The sequence below is a fragment of the Pseudoalteromonas sp. MIP2626 genome, assembly GCF_013414205.1.
In the GTDB taxonomy this organism is placed as follows: domain Bacteria; phylum Pseudomonadota; class Gammaproteobacteria; order Enterobacterales; family Alteromonadaceae; genus Pseudoalteromonas; species Pseudoalteromonas nigrifaciens.
Genome location: NZ_JAATTW010000034.1, coordinates 1 through 18,083 on the forward strand (window position 1 = coordinate 1; position 18,083 = coordinate 18,083).

At 40.2% G+C, this 18,083-nt stretch carries 15 protein-coding genes and 1 pseudogene; 11 read left to right on the forward strand and 5 right to left on the reverse strand.

Annotated elements, in window-relative coordinates:
• Both HC000_RS13165 and HC000_RS13170 read left to right on the forward strand, forming a co-directional pair.
• Positions 1-462, forward strand: a pseudogene (locus HC000_RS13165) (transposase); the annotation flags it as partial.
• Positions 463-735: 273 nt separating this feature from the next.
• Positions 736-1,332, forward strand: coding sequence for a hypothetical protein (locus HC000_RS13170; RefSeq protein WP_011328876.1), 597 nt, complete (start codon positions 736-738; stop codon positions 1,330-1,332).
• 62 nt (positions 1,333-1,394) lie between these two features.
• Here the strand turns inward: HC000_RS13170 and HC000_RS13175 are convergent, their stop codons facing one another.
• Positions 1,395-1,592, reverse strand: coding sequence for a CsbD family protein (locus HC000_RS13175; RefSeq protein ID WP_011328875.1), 198 nt, complete (start codon positions 1,590-1,592; stop codon positions 1,395-1,397).
• Positions 1,593-1,856: 264 nt separating this feature from the next.
• On the opposite strand from HC000_RS13175, the gene HC000_RS13180 reads away from it, so the two are divergent.
• Together HC000_RS13180 and hrpB are read left to right on the forward strand one after the other, a co-directional pair.
• Entirely contained in the window at positions 1,857-2,270 is a 414-nt protein-coding gene (locus HC000_RS13180) for a group II truncated hemoglobin (RefSeq protein WP_179807879.1), read from the forward strand.
• 149 nt (positions 2,271-2,419) lie between these two features.
• Positions 2,420-4,846 carry an ATP-dependent helicase HrpB gene (gene hrpB / locus HC000_RS13185; protein WP_179807880.1) on the forward strand — a complete coding sequence of 809 codons (2,427 nt, stop codon included), beginning with the start codon at positions 2,420-2,422 and terminating at the stop codon, positions 4,844-4,846.
• 75 nt (positions 4,847-4,921) lie between these two features.
• Here hrpB and HC000_RS13190 read toward each other — a convergent pair whose 3' ends face one another.
• Positions 4,922-5,788: a LysR family transcriptional regulator gene (locus tag HC000_RS13190; RefSeq protein ID WP_011328872.1), complete on the reverse strand. Its 867-nt coding sequence runs from the start codon at positions 5,786-5,788 to the stop codon at positions 4,922-4,924.
• Between the two features lie 167 nt (positions 5,789-5,955).
• On the opposite strand from HC000_RS13190, the gene HC000_RS13195 reads away from it, so the two are divergent.
• Both HC000_RS13195 and HC000_RS13200 read left to right on the forward strand, forming a co-directional pair.
• Positions 5,956-6,282 (forward strand): multidrug efflux SMR transporter, encoded by a 327-nt coding sequence (locus HC000_RS13195; protein WP_179807881.1) that lies wholly within the window; start codon positions 5,956-5,958, stop codon positions 6,280-6,282.
• A gap of 135 nt (positions 6,283-6,417) precedes the next feature.
• The gene (locus HC000_RS13200) at positions 6,418-7,548 is read left to right on the forward strand and encodes an S-(hydroxymethyl)glutathione dehydrogenase/class III alcohol dehydrogenase (protein ID WP_011328870.1); all 1,131 of its coding nucleotides are present in this window, start codon (positions 6,418-6,420) and stop codon (positions 7,546-7,548) included.
• 136 nt (positions 7,549-7,684) lie between these two features.
• Here the strand turns inward: HC000_RS13200 and HC000_RS13205 are convergent, their stop codons facing one another.
• Positions 7,685-7,900 carry a hypothetical protein gene (locus tag HC000_RS13205; RefSeq protein ID WP_011328869.1) on the reverse strand — a complete coding sequence of 72 codons (216 nt, stop codon included), beginning with the start codon at positions 7,898-7,900 and terminating at the stop codon, positions 7,685-7,687.
• A 170-nt stretch (positions 7,901-8,070) separates the two neighbouring features.
• Between HC000_RS13205 and HC000_RS13210 the strand changes: the two genes are divergently transcribed.
• From HC000_RS13210 to HC000_RS13225, 4 genes are all read left to right on the forward strand, one after another.
• Positions 8,071-9,978: a DUF1800 domain-containing protein gene (locus HC000_RS13210; protein ID WP_179807882.1), complete on the forward strand. Its 1,908-nt coding sequence runs from the start codon at positions 8,071-8,073 to the stop codon at positions 9,976-9,978.
• A 10-nt stretch (positions 9,979-9,988) separates the two neighbouring features.
• Positions 9,989-11,329, forward strand: coding sequence for a DUF1501 domain-containing protein (locus HC000_RS13215; RefSeq protein ID WP_089368631.1), 1,341 nt, complete (start codon positions 9,989-9,991; stop codon positions 11,327-11,329).
• A gap of 83 nt (positions 11,330-11,412) precedes the next feature.
• On the forward strand, positions 11,413-12,126 hold the full coding sequence (locus HC000_RS13220) for a DUF1499 domain-containing protein (RefSeq protein ID WP_179807883.1): 714 nt from the start codon (positions 11,413-11,415) through the stop codon (positions 12,124-12,126).
• Between the two features lie 158 nt (positions 12,127-12,284).
• Positions 12,285-13,331, forward strand: a complete 1,047-nt coding sequence (locus HC000_RS13225; protein ID WP_179807884.1) for an NAD(P)-dependent alcohol dehydrogenase — start codon at positions 12,285-12,287, stop codon at positions 13,329-13,331.
• A 49-nt stretch (positions 13,332-13,380) separates the two neighbouring features.
• On the opposite strand, the gene HC000_RS13230 is transcribed toward HC000_RS13225, so the two are convergent.
• Positions 13,381-14,583, reverse strand: a complete 1,203-nt coding sequence (locus tag HC000_RS13230) for an MFS transporter (RefSeq protein ID WP_179807885.1) — start codon at positions 14,581-14,583, stop codon at positions 13,381-13,383.
• 374 nt (positions 14,584-14,957) lie between these two features.
• Here HC000_RS13230 and HC000_RS13235 point away from each other — a divergent pair, with 374 nt between their 5' ends.
• A complete protein-coding gene (locus tag HC000_RS13235; RefSeq protein WP_179807886.1) occupies positions 14,958-17,084 on the forward strand; it encodes a TonB-dependent receptor plug domain-containing protein in 2,127 nt (708 codons plus the stop codon).
• Positions 17,085-17,144: 60 nt separating this feature from the next.
• Here HC000_RS13235 and HC000_RS13240 read toward each other — a convergent pair whose 3' ends face one another.
• Positions 17,145-18,029: a LysR family transcriptional regulator gene (locus HC000_RS13240; protein WP_179807887.1), complete on the reverse strand. Its 885-nt coding sequence runs from the start codon at positions 18,027-18,029 to the stop codon at positions 17,145-17,147.
• Positions 18,030-18,083 lie beyond the last annotated feature (54 nt).

The following is an 18,083-nucleotide window of genomic DNA, read 5'->3' on the forward strand; positions in this document are numbered from 1 at the left end:
TTAGATGAAGCGGCATTAATCGCCTGTATGGCATATGTTGATTTAAACCCAATAAGAGCAAAGGCAGCAGCAACACCTGAAACATCAGACCATACCAGTGTAAAAATACGCATTGAAAGTGCCACGGCAGGTAAGCAACCGAAGCAACTCCTGCGCTTTTCAGGTAAACCAAAAAAGCAAATGGCAAAAGGATTACCATTTGAGCTTAAATCTTACCTTGAACTAGTAGAATTAACCGGACGTTGTATACGCGAAGGTAAAGCAGGCTATATCGAAAGCAGCACTTTACCCCTGTTACAAAGAGTAAACATTACCCCCGAAAACTGGCTAAAACTCACCACACAATTTAGTCGCGTATTTCATGGTGCAGTAGGTCGCCCAGCGTCGCACGAAGGATACTGCGAACACCTAAACAGGAAGCGGCGCGCAAACGTTAGTAACTGCGAAAAGCTACTGGCTTAAAGCGTTACTTCAAAAACTCTCCGTAATTCCCTCTCACTGTGAAAGCACAGTATTTTGCATGCCTAAAAATGAATAAAAACAGCGTTATTTGAATATTATTTAAATAAGCAGAGAGATTGTTAAAGCTAATAGGGTTTTAAGCTCAGCAATGTTTATTTAGATAAACATCAAAGGGATTAATTATTAGGGTGGGTGTCATTCTATGTTTGTTTAGATAAACATCAAAGGGATTAATTATTAGGGTGGGTGTCATTCTATGTTTGGTGTCATTCTATGTTTCTATATCCTATACCTGACATTAAAGATGAGGCTGAGCTTATTAACCGCTTTGATGAAGTATTTAATGATGAACTCACTGCAGTTATTGCCAGTTCAAACATTGATACCGATTGGGATAGTGTAGGTTGGCGCGGCATTATGCTCAATAACGGCGTTATGTGGGTAGATACCGACGGTAAAATTATTGCTGTAAATACCCAAAACGCTAAAGAGCAGGCACTTGCTAAAAGCTTAATAGAACAAGGTAAGCAATCTTTGCATGCAAGTATCAATACTTTTGAAAAGCCAGTACTTGATTGGAAAACAGCTAACTACCATATTCGTGTGGATGATTTAGGCGATCATAATTTTCGTTATGCAGTATGGGGTATTGATAAAAAGCCAAGCGACAAGCCTGATATGGTTTTACTAAATGGCGATATTACATTTGAAGGCAGTGGTGGCAATCATAATTATACGTTTAAAAATGGTCGTTATAGTTATGTGTTACAGGTAACTATTATTGGTTGCGATACATCCCCGCCAGGCTGGCTCGAAGTATATAAAGGCGATGAGCTACTATTAGCTGAAGATGTGATAAGTGCTCATTAATGTTTAGCCAAAAACAAAACCGCCAACAAAGGCGGTTATTTTTAAGTAGCTAATAGCTAAAATTAATGGTCTTTTTCAAATTCATCAACTTCGCGTTCGGCTTCTTCTTTCGACTTACCGTATTGCTGTTGAATTTTGCCAACTAACTCTTTGCGGCTACCTTCAATTTTATCTAAATCATCGTCGGTTATGTCGCCCCATTTACGTTGCGCTTTACCTTTAAGTTCTTTCCAATTACCTTTGATACGATCGCTGTTCATAAGTAGCTCCTTACTTTAGATTAGTGAAATTAACAGTCAACTATAAAGTAGCAAGTCGTATACCAAAAAAAGTATAAATATTTTTTGTAATTAATATCAGTAGCTTAATATCAATCATAAATAGAGTAAGGCTAAAAGGTGGGTGTAATTATGTGGTCCTTCTTTAAATGCATACAAAATATACATAGCAGTTTGTAATAATTGCTTATCCAATATAGGTTTTAAGTTATTATGTTGCGATAAAACAGACGGTATGAGTGAGTTATGGATACTAAAGTGTGTGAATATGGCGTAGGAGATTGCTCTTACAAAATGGCGGGGGGGTTAGTAGGTATTACCCAGCTGGTTGATGCATTTTATGATTATATGCAACAGTTAAAAGAGGCTAAGCACATAAGAGATATGCACAGTAAAGACTTGTCGCAGTCGCGTAAAAAGTTAGCTTACTTTTTGTCAGGTTGGATGGGCGGACCTAAGCTGTACGCGGAGCATTTTGGCAGCATTAACATTCCCCAGGCGCATAAACACTTGGCGGTAGGCGTTGCCGAAAGTGAAGCTTGGCTATTATGCATGCAAAAAGCCGTAGATGATCAGCCTTATGCAGAGTCGTTTAAAGTGTATTTAATGCAGCAATTGCGCGTACCCGCAGAGCGAATTAGAATGGTATCGGGTAGCTAGTAGAGAGTTAATAGGTAGAAAGTGGGTAGCTAATGGGCAACCTATTGAGCTTAGTTGCTTGTAAAAGAGTATTAATTATTAAACATCAACCGCAGTCACGCTGCGGTTTTTTGTTACAATGCCGGTAAAGCAATTTAGGGTAAATAGCTGTGCTGCCGGTTCAAAACATATATCAACAACTCGTAATAACATTACAAAGCAACCCAATTACGCTACTGCAAGCGCCGCCGGGTGCAGGTAAGTCTACTTGGTTGCCGCTGCAACTTATGCGTGATGGGCACTTTAAACGTATTGTAATGCTAGAGCCGCGTCGTTTAGCTGCGCGTAATATTGCTAGTTACTTGGCAAAGTGTCAAAACGAGAGTGTTGGCCAAAGTGTTGGCCTGCGTATAAGAGGTGAGAGCAAAGTAAGTGTTAATACGCGCCTTGAAATAGTTACCGAAGGTATGCTTACCCGCATGCTGCAAAACGATCCTGAGCTTAGCGCTGTTGATTTACTGATATTTGATGAGTTTCATGAGCGCTCTATTGCAGCCGATACTTCATTGGCATTTGCGTTAGAGACCCAAAGTGCGCTGCGCGAAGATTTAACCATAATGTTGATGTCGGCAACCCTTGATACCCAGCGCTACACTGAGTTTTTTGCTTGCCCTGTAATTCAATCAAATGGGCGCAGCTATCCAATAGATGAAGTATATATACCCATAAAAGATGAAAGCCGCTGGCTTGATGCAATCCCCACTATAATAAAACAAGCACTGAGTGAGCAAACAGGCAGCGCGTTGGTGTTTTTACCAGGGCAGCACGAAATACTCAGGGTACAACAAGCACTCACTGACTTACCAAACAATTGTATAGTAGCAACGCTATTTGGCGAGCAAGATAAAGCCAACCAGCAAGCAGCTATTGCTCCTGCGCCTGAAGGGATGCGCAAGGTGGTACTTACTACCAATGTGGCCGAAACTAGCTTAACCATTGAAGGCATAAGGATTGTGATTGATAGCGGTAAACGCCGCGCCGCGACCTTTAATTTAAAAACCGGTGTTACTGAACTCACAACACAAAGCATATCGCGCTCATCGGCAGTGCAGCGTGCAGGGCGTGCAGGGCGAATAGAGCCAGGTGTGGTTTATAGGCTTGGCTCTAAGCAAACTTTTGAGCGCCGTAATAGTCACGACAATCCCGAAATACTCACATCAGACATAAGCCAACTAATGCTAGAAGCTAAGCAGTGGGGGGCAAGCATTGAGGAGCTAACCTTGCTTGATAAGCCTACTGAGCAGCAAGGCATACAGGCAAGTAACTTACTTAGCATGCTTGAAGCCATAGACAGCAAAGGTAAGCTCACACCGCTTGGCAGTAAAATGTTAGGCTTTGGCGCTGATATTCGTTTGGCGCATATGCTATTAAAAGCGCAGGCATTAGAGCAAGCACTCCCCGGTATTTATCGACTCGCTATTTATTTGGTGGCATTACTTGAAAGCCGAGTTAATACTGCTAATGAGCTAAGCTTAGCGCTGCATAGCCAACAACAACGGCCACATCAGGTATTCAAGCAGCAATTAAAATATTGGCAAAGTCGCTTAAAAGTAAAGGAGTCAAATGGCGATTTAAATACCGAGCACTTAAGCTTGCTGGTGGCGCTTGCTTACCCCGATCGAATCGCGAAAAAGCGTGGCAATGGTTACTTACTTGCCAATGGTGCAGGCGCTGAGCTAAACCGCGATTACTGGCATAACGACGACTACCTTGCAATTGCCACTATGGGCGGGCACAAAGGCGGGCGTATTTTTAGTGCCACATCACTTAGCCCATTTGAGCTGCAAGCCTATTTGCCGCATTTATTTAGCATGCAAACTCGCTGTGAGTTTGATGAAAAAACCGCACGCTTTATCCATCAAGACGAAGTGAAACTTGGCGCTATTACGCTTACTAGCCAGCCAAGTGCGCAAAAACTCGATAAAAGTGAGCGCGCCAAAGCATGGTTAAATTTATTTACTAAACATGGCTTTGCACTGTTTAATGAACAAAAAGACGCTGAGCAACTATTAATTAGAATGAGCTTAGCAAGTAAGCTAATGAGCGAAAAGTTTCCGAAAATTAACGAGCAACAACTTATTCAAACGGCACCGCAGTGGCTAGGTGTATTTTTACAAGATATTAAAACCCTGGAGCAGCTTAAAAAGTTTAACTACTTTGAGGCATTACAAAATTGTTTTGACTGGCAACAACAAAGTGCCTTAAAAAGCTTACTGCCACTGCGTTTAACGGTAGCGAGCGGCTCTAATATTAGGATTGAATATCAGCTTGAAGGCCCTGCAAAGCTCAGTGTACGTATGCAAGAAGTATACGGTATGACCAGCACGCCGTTGTTGGCGCAGGGGAAATTGCCACTGCTGATGGAGTTATTGTCGCCGGGGAAACGCTCGTTGCAACTTACTCAAGATTTAGCACACTTTTGGAATACCAGTTATCGCGATGTACAAAAAGAAATGAAAGGGCGTTACCCCAAGCATTTTTGGCCCGATAGCCCTGCAACCAGTATTGCAACTAACAAAGTGAAAAGTAAAATGTGAGCGTGTACTTAGTTGAAGTAATAATATTAACCTCACAGTTAAATTCGAGATTAATATTATTCAAGTACGTAAATACTAACTAAGATGCTTTGCTAAATAGTCGACCAATAACCTTATTTTTGGCGATAAGTGACGATTATGAGGGTATATGGCCCAAATGCCTTCATCAGGCACCCGATAGCTATCTAATAAGGTAATTAGTTCACCACTTTGCAGGTGATTTTGCACGTAGTAATCGGGCAGTTGTACTATTCCTAATCCTTTTAATGCTGCATCCGCTAGGCTATAGCCACTGTTGTATCTTAGCTTACCGGCAACGCGAATGTTTTTTTCTTTTCCCGATTCCATAAAGTGCCAATAATCAAGCGTGCCTAGTAGGCAACTATGTTTACTCAGTTCAGAAATTGCATGTGGTATGCCGTGTTTTTCCAGATATTCTGGCGATGCGCACACATAACTGGTTCTGGTTCCGAGTTTTTTTGCCATCATTGACGAGTCGGCCAGCTTACCAATACGTATAGCTAAATCGTATCCGCCTTCAACTAAGTCAATTTGTTGATTACTCAAGTAAGCAGAAACCGCGACCTCACTATATTGCAGCATAAAGTCAGAAACCAAAGGCAGTACTTGCTGCTCTCCATAAGTTACCGAAGCCGTAAGCTTTATTTTACCTTGGGGCGTTGTTTGTAAATTAGTTATAGCCCGCTCTGCAGCATCTAAGCCATCAAGCACGCTGCGGCAATGCTGATAAAACACTCGGCCTTCTTCAGTTAACGACACTTTGCGCGTAGTGCGATAAAACAGCTTCACATTCAGCCGGTTTTCGAGCGCACTAATTTGCCTGCTTACTTGCGCTGTAGATATTGCCATTTTTTTTGAGGCTTGCGTAAAGCTGGCATTTTCAGCAACGTGTACAAATTCACTAATACCTTCCCACTGCATGATTGTTACCTATATGTACAAGTTAATTTCAAAAATAGCATATTATCATTTTTACAGAAACAAATATAATAGCAGCCATCAACACAAACATGCTGTGAATAAGTTAAATCGTCGATATAACGTTATCGACATTAATACAACAGCTCGCAAAATAAATAGGAAAAAATATGAGTTGGGTATTTTTATTTTTAGGTGTTATTGCAGAAGCAATGTCGCATGTGGCATTAAAACAAACAGATGGCTTTACTAGGTTACTGCCCAGCATAGTGGTGTTATTGGGCCATTTGGCTGCGTTTGTTTTTTTAGGCCAAGCAATGAAAGGCATGCCTGTAGGTATTGTGCATGCGATGTGGGCAGGATTAGCTATTGTTACCGTTACGCTACTATCTACCCTTGTATATAAACAGCATTTAGAACTATCCACTTGGTTAGGAATGGCATTGGTGGCCATAGGCATTGCAATGATTAACCTATCGCAAGGGCATAGCCATTAATTGCTTTAAAATGAATAGCATAATTCTAAGCCAAAAATAATATGCAGCAGCGCATTATTAAGGTAACTGAACTAAACTAAAATACGTGTTTACGTTCATTTATATTAAATAATTTATTAATTAAGAGAGAACGAGATGTCAGATAAGTTTATAAAATCGAAAGCCGCTATAGCATGGGGTCCAAAACAGCCTTTATCTATCGAAGAAATTGACGTAATGCTGCCGCGCAAGGGCGAAGTATTAGTTAAAGTTATTGCCTCTGGAGTTTGTCATACCGATGCTTTTACTTTGTCTGGCGATGATCCTGAAGGGATTTTTCCGGTTATTTTAGGCCACGAAGGCGGTGGTATCGTTGAGCAAGTTGGCGAGGGCGTAACGAGTGTAAAAGTTGGGGATCACGTTATTCCTTTATATACACCAGAGTGTGGCGAGTGTAAGTTTTGTTTATCGGGTAAAACTAACTTGTGTCAAAAAATTCGTGAAACTCAAGGTAAAGGCTTAATGCCTGATGGCACCACTCGTTTTTACAAAGACGGACAGCCAATTTTTCATTATATGGGTTGTTCAACTTTCTCTGAATACACGGTATTACCAGAAATTTCGTTAGCAAAAGTTAATAAATCTGCACCATTAGAAGAGGTGTGTTTATTAGGCTGTGGTGTTACAACCGGCATGGGCGCGGTAATGAATACTGCAAAAGTTGAAGAAGGCGCAACAGTAGCTATATTTGGCCTTGGTGGCATAGGCTTGTCGGCAGTTATTGGCGCAACTATGGCTAAAGCGAGCCGAATTATTGCTATAGATATTAACGAAAGTAAGTTTGAATTAGCAAAAAAACTAGGCGCTACCGACTTTATTAACCCTAAAGACTACGACAAACCAATTCAAGATGTAATTGTAGAGTTGACCGATGGCGGTGTTGATTACTCGTTTGAGTGTATTGGTAATGTTAACCTAATGCGCTCTGCGCTAGAGTGCTGCCATAAAGGCTGGGGCGAGTCTGTGGTTATTGGTGTTGCTGGTGCGGGGCAAGAAATTTCAACCCGTCCGTTCCAATTGGTAACGGGTAGAGTATGGAGAGGTTCAGCATTTGGTGGGGTTAAAGGTCGCAGCGAATTACCTGATTATGTAGAACGTTATTTAGCGGGTGAATTTAAGTTAAGTGACTTTATTACCCATACAATGGGACTTGAAGATATTAACGAATCGTTCGATTTAATGCGCAGAGGCGAAAGTATTCGCACTGTTATTCATTTCGATAAATAACGATAAACAGCAGCACTATGGTTTAATTAAACCATAGTGCTTTTTTTGTTTAATTTATAGTTACTAATCAACAATCCATCAGTTTTAAAAAAAGTAGATCCAGCCAAAAACACTTCAAAATATATAAGCATTGTTTTTAAATTTCTTTACCGCCGTGTGTTTCGGCTAAATCGTCAAGCTCTGCAACTGTGTAGTCAAAACCACTCTCGTCATAGTCATAATTAACCTTTACGCAATTGCCGCCATTAAATAATTTTGTTTTTACATCATTAATGGGCCAATTTTTAAGTAGATGTATAAATCGGTTGGCAACTTGAGAAGATTCAAAACGATAGCTAATTTCTGTTTTCATAAATAATAAGGCTCTGGCTAGTTTAACCCCCGTAGTTTGTGCATTTTTGCTAATTAGTCAAGTTTCGGTTACAAAAAATAAAGAGTAAGTATGTAATTTTTATGTTTCAATTGATGTGTTAATTGCAGTAAGCACTGTTGTGCTTTAATTAAAGGTGAGAACAAATTTACATGTACTATAGAACTTTTTTACTAGCAAGCTCTGCTTTGTTTATCAGTGCTTGCGGTGGCTCTGGCTCAGATGAGACACCAGTTATAAGCACAAATAAAATCCCCTCCCTATCAATAACCAATATCAAAAACGATATAGTTAAAGGTCAAACTATTGATTTAAATGCAACAGTTGGCGATGCCGATGGCGTTATCAGTAGTGTTGTGTGGGAACAAACTGCGGGGCTTAAAGTACTTAATGCACCTGTAAATGCCAGTAGTATCACTATTACTTTACCAGATGCGCAAAGTCATGCAGCAATGGAGTACGCTTTTAGCGTAACGGCAACCGATAATGAAGGGGCTACCAACGTTAAAACTGTGAGTTTTGTTGCGCGTAATAGTATGGATGAAACTGCTGCCGCACGTATATTACAGCAAGGCAGTATGGGCCCCACATTAAGTGAAATACGCCAAGCTCAAGGGTTAAGCGAACAGCAGTGGCTTGAGCAACAAATGGCGTTACCAATTAACTACCATCGTAGTTATTTAGTGAAAAGCCCTGATGAAAACAAATTTCAGTATATTAATAGGATTGATGCGTGGTGGAAGGGGGTGTTGCATAGCGACGATCAACTACGCCAACGTGTTGCCTTTGCATTGAGTCAAATATTGGTTGTATCGGATGCAAGTAGTAATGTAGGTAATCAGCCCGAGGGCATGATCACTTACTACGATATTTTGCTTAAACATGCTTTTGGTAACTATAGAGAGCTACTAGAAGACGTAACGCTGTCGCCAATTATGGGTACTTTTTTAAGCCATTTAGGGAATGAAAAGGCAAATGATGAGCTTAATATTCGCCCAGATGAAAACTACGCCCGCGAAGTAATGCAGTTATTTACAATAGGCCTTGAAGAGTTAAATTTAGACGCTACTCCAAAGCTTGATGCGCAAGGTAATACAATTGCCACCTACGGTCAGGCTCAAATAGAAGGATTTGCGCGCGTTTTTACTGGGTGGACATTTGCAGCTAGTGAAACTTTTAAGAAAAAAAAACGTGATTATGTAAATCCAATGAAAGCGTTTAGCGAGTATCACTCTAGTAAACAAAAAACATTGTTAAATGGCGAAATTATCCCCGAGGGCTACGGACCAGAAGAAACACTGCAAATAGCGCTCGATAACCTATTTAATCACAATAATGTAGCGCCATTTATTAGTAAACAACTCATACAGCGTTTAATTACCTCAAACCCAACACCGCAATATGTTACCCGTGTTGCTCGTGTTTTTAATGATAACGGCGCTGGAGTACGAGGAGATTTAGCCGCGGTAATAAAGGCTATTTATTTAGATGATGAGGCACGCCATTTTGGCAGTGTTTTAAATTATCAAGGGAAACTAAAAGAGCCACTGATAACCACAATACAGTTTTGGCGAAATCTAGATGCTAAAACCGGTAACGGTTATTACAACACGTGGGGTTTATACAATACCTATGGACAGGGGCCAATGAAGTCGCCCTCAGTATTTAACTTTTACAGGCCCGATTACCAACCTGTTTATTTACGTAGTGATGGCTTAGTTGCTCCAGAGTTACAAATAGCAAATGACTCTACAATAATTGGCATAATGAATAAGCACTTTGCAGATTTAGTGTGGAATGCGGCTGAAGGAAAAACATCTTTAAGTCCAAAATTACTATACGTCTATATTAAAAACGATATGAACCATCTAAAAAATTATGGCATAGAGTCGTTACTTGATCAGTACAATGTGTTGTATTTTGCCGGTTCAATGAGCCACGAAACACGCCAGGCGTTACTCGATTTAAGTGCCTATTTTATTGATAATCAAGATCGTCAGCGGGTATCGTATTTACTTTATATGATTGCTATTTCACCTGAATTTAATTTGCAGTATTAGGAGAGGCATAATGAGCATAAATAGAAGGCAATTTTTGTCATTATGTTTAAAAGGCGGGGTGTCGGCAGCGGCGCTAACCAGCTTACAACTTCAAGCATTAACGGGTTCAACAAATGCTATTGAATTGGGTGATTATAAAGCCCTAGTATGTATATTTTTATATGGCGGTAACGATTCACTAAATATGCTAATGCCGTTAGAGGGCGAGCAACGAAATTTGTATGAAAAAAGCAGGCAAAACTTGGCGGTTGCTTCGCCTATTGCGCTTAATACTAATTCGTCGTTTGCTGGTGGTGTAGGGCTGCACCCAGCGCTTGCACCCATGCAAAGTGTGTTTGATTCGGCTAACTTGGCATTTGTTGGCGGAGTAGGTACTTTGCTTGCACCAACCACGCTTGACGATTATAAAAATAAAGCAGTACCGCTGCCTCAACACTTGTTTTCACATAACAATCAACAAGCAGCGTGGATGTATGGTCGTGAAAAGGAATCGCTAAATAATGGTTGGGGAGCGCGTTTGCTAGAGCGCTTAAATCAGCAAGATCAGTTTGCTGCAAACATATCGCTCGATGGCACCAATCTTTGGCAAACAGGCGCGCAAACTAAGGCGTTTTCGCTTAATAAAAGCGGTATAAGTAAAGTAAACGCTTTTGGCGGTTATCAGCCAAGAACTGAGCATGTAACCAATATTATGAACCGTATAATGGGTAATACGAATCATCCATTAACGGGTGCTTACGCTAATAGTTTTAATTCAGCGATTAGAAATACCCAAACAATGAATAGTGCGCTTGAAGCCGCCCCTGAACTTATTACCTCATTTAGCGATACAGGGTTGTCGAAGCAACTAGCTGCGGTAGCTAAGGCGATTAGTGTGCAAGCAAAGTTAAGTACGCAGCGCCAAGTGTTTTTTGTTTCTATGGGAGGGTTTGATACACACGATAATCAATTGAATACTCACCCTGCATTGCTTAGCACACTAGCACAAGGACTTAACGAGTTTAATAGTGCGATGAATGAGCTGAATATGGCTGACAAAGTAACGTCGTTTACTATGTCGGACTTTGGCCGTACGCTAACATCTAATGGCGATGGCACGGATCATGGTTGGGCAGGAAACCAAATCGTTATGGGAGGCGCAGTTAAAGGCGCCAATATATATGGGGAGTTATTAACTCAACATTTAGGCGGACCACAAGATACCGGCCGAGGGCGATTAATACCAAGTGTTGCAAATGAGCAATATTTTGCCACACTAGCTAAGTGGTTTGGTGTTCCTGCATCAGAATTAGGTGATATATTTCCAAACTTAAGATACTTTAATCAGTCGACATTAGATTTTATGGTTTAATTCGTTATTAATGTAACCCAAATTCCATCGCAAACAGTATAAAACTGTTTGCGAATAAAAAATTCATGTAATGGAGTAAATTAATGAAAGTTTTAGTAAGTTTGGTGAGTTTAATCGCCTTTTTAATGGTTGTATTACCCGGGCCATTATATAAATTTGGTGTTGTTGAGTTAGGCACTGCATTTGCTGGATTTAGGTTTGGTGTTTACGTGGGGGGAGCTGCGCTTGTATTACTTTTAGTGCAGGTCATATTTATACGTAAAACAGCCACTGTAAGTAGTACTATAGTGGCCGTTGTATTTGCGGGTATTGCTATTTTTATGCCACTTAATATGATGGATAAAGCGAAAAGTGTGCCGCCAATTCATGATATTTCGACAGATGTAGTTAATCCACCAAAGTTTGTAGCTATTGCACCACTGCGTGCCGATGCGCCAAACCCAGTGACTTATGCCGGAGCAGAAACGGCTGCGCAACAGCTTAAAGCTTACCCAGAACTGACTACCCTTAATTATGCTTACCCAAAAAGTGAGCTAGTAGTGGCTACAGTGCAAGCGATTAAAAATTTGGGTTGGGAGTTAGTTAATAGCGATGCCAGCCAAGGGATTGTTGAAGCAACCGAGACCACCACCTGGTTTGGTTTTAAAGACGATATAGTGGTGCGTATTAAAGATGAAGGCTCTCAGCGTTTTGTTGATATTCGTAGTAAGTCGCGTATTGGTCGCAGTGATTTAGGTAAAAATGCAGAGCGTATTCATACATTTGTAGATGAATTAAACGCGGTACTGGCAAAATAATTAGGGCAAACCTAAATGCTAAGTTACTAACAATTAAGTTATCAGCAATCAAATGGAACCCAAGCGTACGGCTTGGGTTTTTTATCATCAGTTAGTGTTCACAGCTAAGCAAGTATACTTATTTGGTATTTATATTTTTAACATACTATGGAGTTATTATGAAAACAGTAGGATATGCAGCAAAAAGCCAAGGTTCAGAACTCACCGAGTTTTCTTTTGAGCGCCGCGATTTACGAAATAACGATGTAGAAATTGAAATATTATACTGTGGAGTTTGTCATTCAGACTTGCACGCGGTACGTAATGATTGGGGCGGTAGTCGCTACCCGTTAGTACCCGGACACGAAATTGTTGGTAAGGTTATGTCGGTAGGTAGCGACGTTACAAAATATAAGCAAGGCGATACGGTTGCTGTTGGCTGTATGGTCGACTCATGTAAAAGTTGCGATCAGTGCGATAATAACGAAGAGCAGTTTTGCCGTGAAGGCATGGTAGGCACATATGCAGGAACAGATCGTGTTAACGGCGATATGACCCAAGGTGGGTATGCTAAACATGTTGTAGTGCGTGAAGAGTTCGTACTCTCAGTACCTAAAAACTTAGAGCTGTCGCGTGTTGCACCGCTGTTGTGTGCAGGCATTACTACCTACTCGCCATTACATAAGTGGGGCGTTAAAAAAGGCAGTCGTGTTGCTGTGGTTGGTTTAGGTGGGCTTGGTCATATGGCGGTTAAAAACGCTGTCGCTATGGGCGCAAGCGTTACGGTAGTTGGCCGTAGTGAGTCTAAAAAAGACGATGCGGTTAAACTAGGTGCCCAGCATTATTTAGTGTCGTCAAACGATGATGCAATGAAAAGTGCGCAGTCAGCCTTCGACGTTATTATTGATACCGTACCGGTAAAGCACGATCTATCTATTTACACACCACTGCTAGATATTGATGGTACACTGGTTATTGTTGGTCAGGTTGGCCCGGTTGATGAGCTAAGCACAGTGCCATTATTAATGGGGCGTCGCCGTATTGCAGGCTCACTTATTGGTGGTATTGCACAAACGCAGCAAATGCTTGATTTTTGTGGCGAGCATAATGTCTTACCCGAATGTGAAATGATCAATATTGATGAAATAAATACAGCTTATGAGCGAATGGAAAAGTCTGACGTTCGTTATCGTTTTGTTATTGATATGGCATCGTTAAGTGTTTAATTACACTTAGTAATTAAAAATAAAAAGAGCCGCTCTTTTTAGTTAACTATTAAGCCTCTTTTGCTACAAACGATTTATTGCTCATTTGTAAGTAGCTAAGTAACCACATAATAAACCCACCAACAAAAAGAGCAGCGGCAACATAGCCTGTTTGATTTGGCGCGGCACCTTGCGCAATTGCAATGCCTCCAACCCAAGGGCCAATTGCATTAGCAACATTAAAAGCACACTGTACTAACGCGCCTATCATGGCATGCCCATTAGGAGACACATCCATTAGTAAGGTTTGTACTAGCGTTGCTAAACCTAAACTGCAGCCAATAAAAAATATAACCCCATAAAGCAGCCAAATGTTATGGCTTGCGGTTACATAAGCAAAGGCAAATACAATAGTGCAAACCAGTACTAAGCCAGTCGTTTTAATTGCAGATTTATCTGCCGCTTTACCTAATACATAATTGCCTAATGTTGAGCCAATACCAAACATCACCATAGCAATCGAAATGGTGTAGGGCGCTGTTTCGGTTACTTCTAAAATAGTATCAGCAACATAGGTATAAATACAAAATACCCCACCAAAACCAATAATTACAATACCCAAAATAGACCAAACCAGCTTGTTTTTTAATACTCCAAACTCATTAAGTAAATTAGATGGTTTAGTGTTTTCAATATTTGGCACAACTTTATATACAAAAATAAAAGCAATAAAAGCTAAAACACCTGCACCGGCTAAGCAGTAACGCCAGCTTAAGTTTTGCCCTACTAAAGTTACCACAGGTACGCCAACAATGGTGGCAATGGTCAAACCCATAAAAACTTTCGACATAAAGCTTGCACGCTTACCTGCAGGGGCAATTTCAGAGGCTAATAAAATAGCTGCACCAAAATAAGCACCATGGGGCAAGCCACTTAAAAAGCGAAACAATACCAATTGCTCAAGTGACGTTGCAAAAGCGCTTAAGCTATTAGAAATACACATTAAGCTTAAAAATATAAGCAACGCTTTGCGTTTTCTCATGTTTGCAGTAGTTAACATTAAAATGGGCGCACCAACAACAACACCTAAAGCATAAGCGCTTATAGCGTAGCCACTTTGCGAAGGCGTTGAGCCAAAAGTTTCACTGATCAGTGGCAGCATAGGCATCATCGAAAATTCAGATAACCCTAAAATAAAAGTACCGAGCGCAAGCACGATTAATATAGCTGTTCGGTTAAGTTGATTAGATGGCGGTGCTACATTAGCGGTCATAAAAATCCTTTGAGATTAATGTTTAATTCATAAAAACTAGGCAACAAACAAACTGTAAAGTGTTGTTGCTGCGAAAAAGCAAAAGAAGTGTTGTTGTAAATGCTGGGAATAAATAGGCGGCCATTTTAAGCCAAATAACATAGGGCGTCATCAATTAGCTGGCCGTTAAAGGTAAATTAATACTTTAATAAAGCCTTAATGTCGTGTGGTTAATTTAGAGAGACAAATAACCTAATATAAAAAGATAAGCTTAGCAAAAACTTATATGAAAATGCTGATTATAGTTAACAAAGTGCGACATTATGTCGCGCATGCAAGTAAGGTGAATCCAGTATAATTACGTCATTAATAATAGCTTTCTAAAGAATAAAATAATGAAGCATAAAACAATATACCGTTCACCTTACTTACTCTCACCTTTAGTGTTTTTAACAAGTGGGCTTTTATCTCCTTTAGTATTTGCCGACGATACATCTATAGAAGTGATTGAAGTACATGGGCATGCTCAAAATAAACATTTAGCACTTGGCTCTACAGAGTCGCTATTAAGTGATTTAGGTGTCGATTTTTCAGCTGCTGGTGGCGTATCTAATTTACCTATTTTAAATGGTTTAATGGGCGACAGAGTAAAAGTATTAGTTGATGGCGCAGAAATAACGGCGGCATGCGCTAATCAAATGAATCCGCCGTTGTCTTACATTTCGGCGAACCAAGTTACGTCTTATCATGTGGTTGCCGGTGTATCGCCGGTAAGTGCGGGTGGCGATAATATAGCCGGTGTAATAAGTGTTAACTCTATAGCACCGCAGTACACTCAAAATAGCGATTTAGCATGGCATTCTGGTTATGTATCGGCAAAGTACAGCACTGTTGATAATGGCCGTAAACTTGGGGGAGGCGCGCGTTTAGCAAGTGATACATTTAGCGTTAATTATCAGGGCTCGTTTAGTGATGCAAACAGCTATGAAGACGGTAACGGCGATGCTGTATTAGATACTTTATATCGCGCCCAAAATCATAGCTTAACAGCGGCTATACGCGACGATAAACAGCAAGTTGTAGTTAAACTTAGTCATCAAAAAATCCCCTATCAAGGCTTTGCTAACCAGTATATGGATATGACAGATAACACCAGTTATGGGGCAATCGCACAATATAAAAGAACATTAAAAAAGAGTGAATTTACCGGGCAACTAAATTGGCATAGCGTAAAACACGATATGGGATTTTTTAGCGCAGAAAAAACCGGCATGATGCCAATGAAAACCGATGCAGAAGATATAAGCAGTCAGTTAAAATGGCGTATTAATTTAGATAACGATAGCAGCATATTGCTAGCTCAAGAATATTACCATTACAGTATTGATGATTGGTGGCCAGGTATTACAGGTTCGGCCATGATGGGGCCAAACGACTATAAAAATATTAATAATGGTAAGCGTCAACGTATTGCACTTGTTGCAGAATATGAAAGCCAAAATAGTAAAAAACTATGGTTAAACACGGGTGTGCGTATTGAAAATATAAATACCCAAGTAGATGAAGTACAGGCATATAACACAGGTATGCACATGGGCGGTATGCATATGGGACCAAGTGACGCTATGGCAGCAAATACGTTTAATGCAGGAAGTAGAAGTAAAACCGATACTGTAGTTGATGCAAACGTATTAATTAATTACCAAATAACTAACGTTGATGAACTGCAACTTGGTATTGCCCGTAAAAATCGCGCGCCAAACCTATACGAGCGATACAGTTGGGGGGTTAGCAATATGGCAACAACCATGATTGGCTGGTACGGCGATGGTAATGGTTATATTGGCACCCCAGATCTTGGCGTTGAAACCGCGCATACAATGAGTGCTACTTATACTAAATTGGCAGAAGACGACAGCTGGCGTGTAAGTACTAATATTTGGTATACCGATGTGAATGATTATATTGATGCTGACATAGTAAGAAACTTTAATAGCTCAGGCATTGACGGTAATAGCCGCAATATTTTGCAATTTACTAATGTAGATGCCATTTTATATGGCGCTAAAGTAGATTTAAGTGCCAGTATTTATCAATCTGAACAGTTAGGTCAGTGGCAGTTAAAAGCAAATATAACTAACACCCGTGGCAAACGCGACGATAACTCTAGCACTCAGCCACTTTATCAAATTAAACCATTGCAAACCCAGCTTGGTATTAGCCAGCAAATTGGCAATGTTGAAAACTCGCTTTTATGGCAATGGGTCGATACTAAAAAAAGAATAGATAACAACCGCTTTGAAAACCAAACCGATAGCTATCATTTAGTTAATTTAAGTTCTAAAGCAGTGTGGGATGCATTTACACTCAGTGTTGAGGTAACAAATTTATTTGATCAGTACTATCAACTACCATTAGGTGGGGTTAGCATTGCTGAGTATAAAAAAAATAACGCAACCGGCTTTGAGCAATTAGCAGGGCAGGGAAGATCATTAAACCTAGCATTGAGCTACGCGTTTTAAAGTTTAATTATAAATAACAAGGCCATGGTAATTTATTATGGCCCTTTTATTGACTCGGCTTTAGCGTTGCTGGCAAAATGCCATAAATTTCTTTAACAGTGGGCTTTGGTATTTGTTTTTATGAATAACAAGCCAAAACTGCCTGTGCATTGGGCTAGATAAGGGGAGGCGTTTAACGCGGTCATTTTTAAGCGCATATTGCGCCGCAAGTGACGATAAACAGCCAAGCCCTAGCCCTGCAGATACACAGTTAATTATCGACTCAGTAGTATTTAACTCAAAACTTTGGGTCCAATTTTCAATATTATAGGCAAGTGACTGTAAAAAAAAGTTACGCGAACCAGACCCAGGCTCCCTTAAAACCCATTGGCTATTAGTTAAGTCACTAAAATTAATCTGTTTTTTAGTGCCAAGTGGGTGTGATAATGGCGCAATAATACACATTTCATCTTGACTAAACACACTCGATATTAGATCGCCATGATGAGCTTGGCCTTCAATAAGTGCAATGTCGAGCTCAAAATCGATGAGTTTTTGACAAATAAGTGCTGAATTTGAGATAAAAATTTGCTGTGAATAATGCTTTTCTTGTTCTCTAAAGTCGCTCAGTAAAGTAGGGAGAATATGATTCCCTATAGTATCACTGGCGCCTATTTTTAATGTTCCTGCTACCTGAGCATTATCGGTAAATAAAGCATCAATACTACTTGCCCTATTAAGTAACTCATCAGCTAAAGGTAATAGCTTTTGTCCTTCTTGGTTTAAAATAAGCCGATGATTAACCCGATCAAATAAAGGGTGGCCTAATTGTTTTTCAAGCTCAGCAAGTGCCATACTCACTGCCGCTTTAGATAAAAATAACGCTTCGGCCGCCGCTGTTAGGGTTATATGCTGGGTAATACTAACAAATACGCTTAGTTGTTTTAGTGAAATATGTGAAGCCATATATATGAAGCCATAAGTGTTTAGTTTTATTGAACAGGTGTTTTATATAATCAT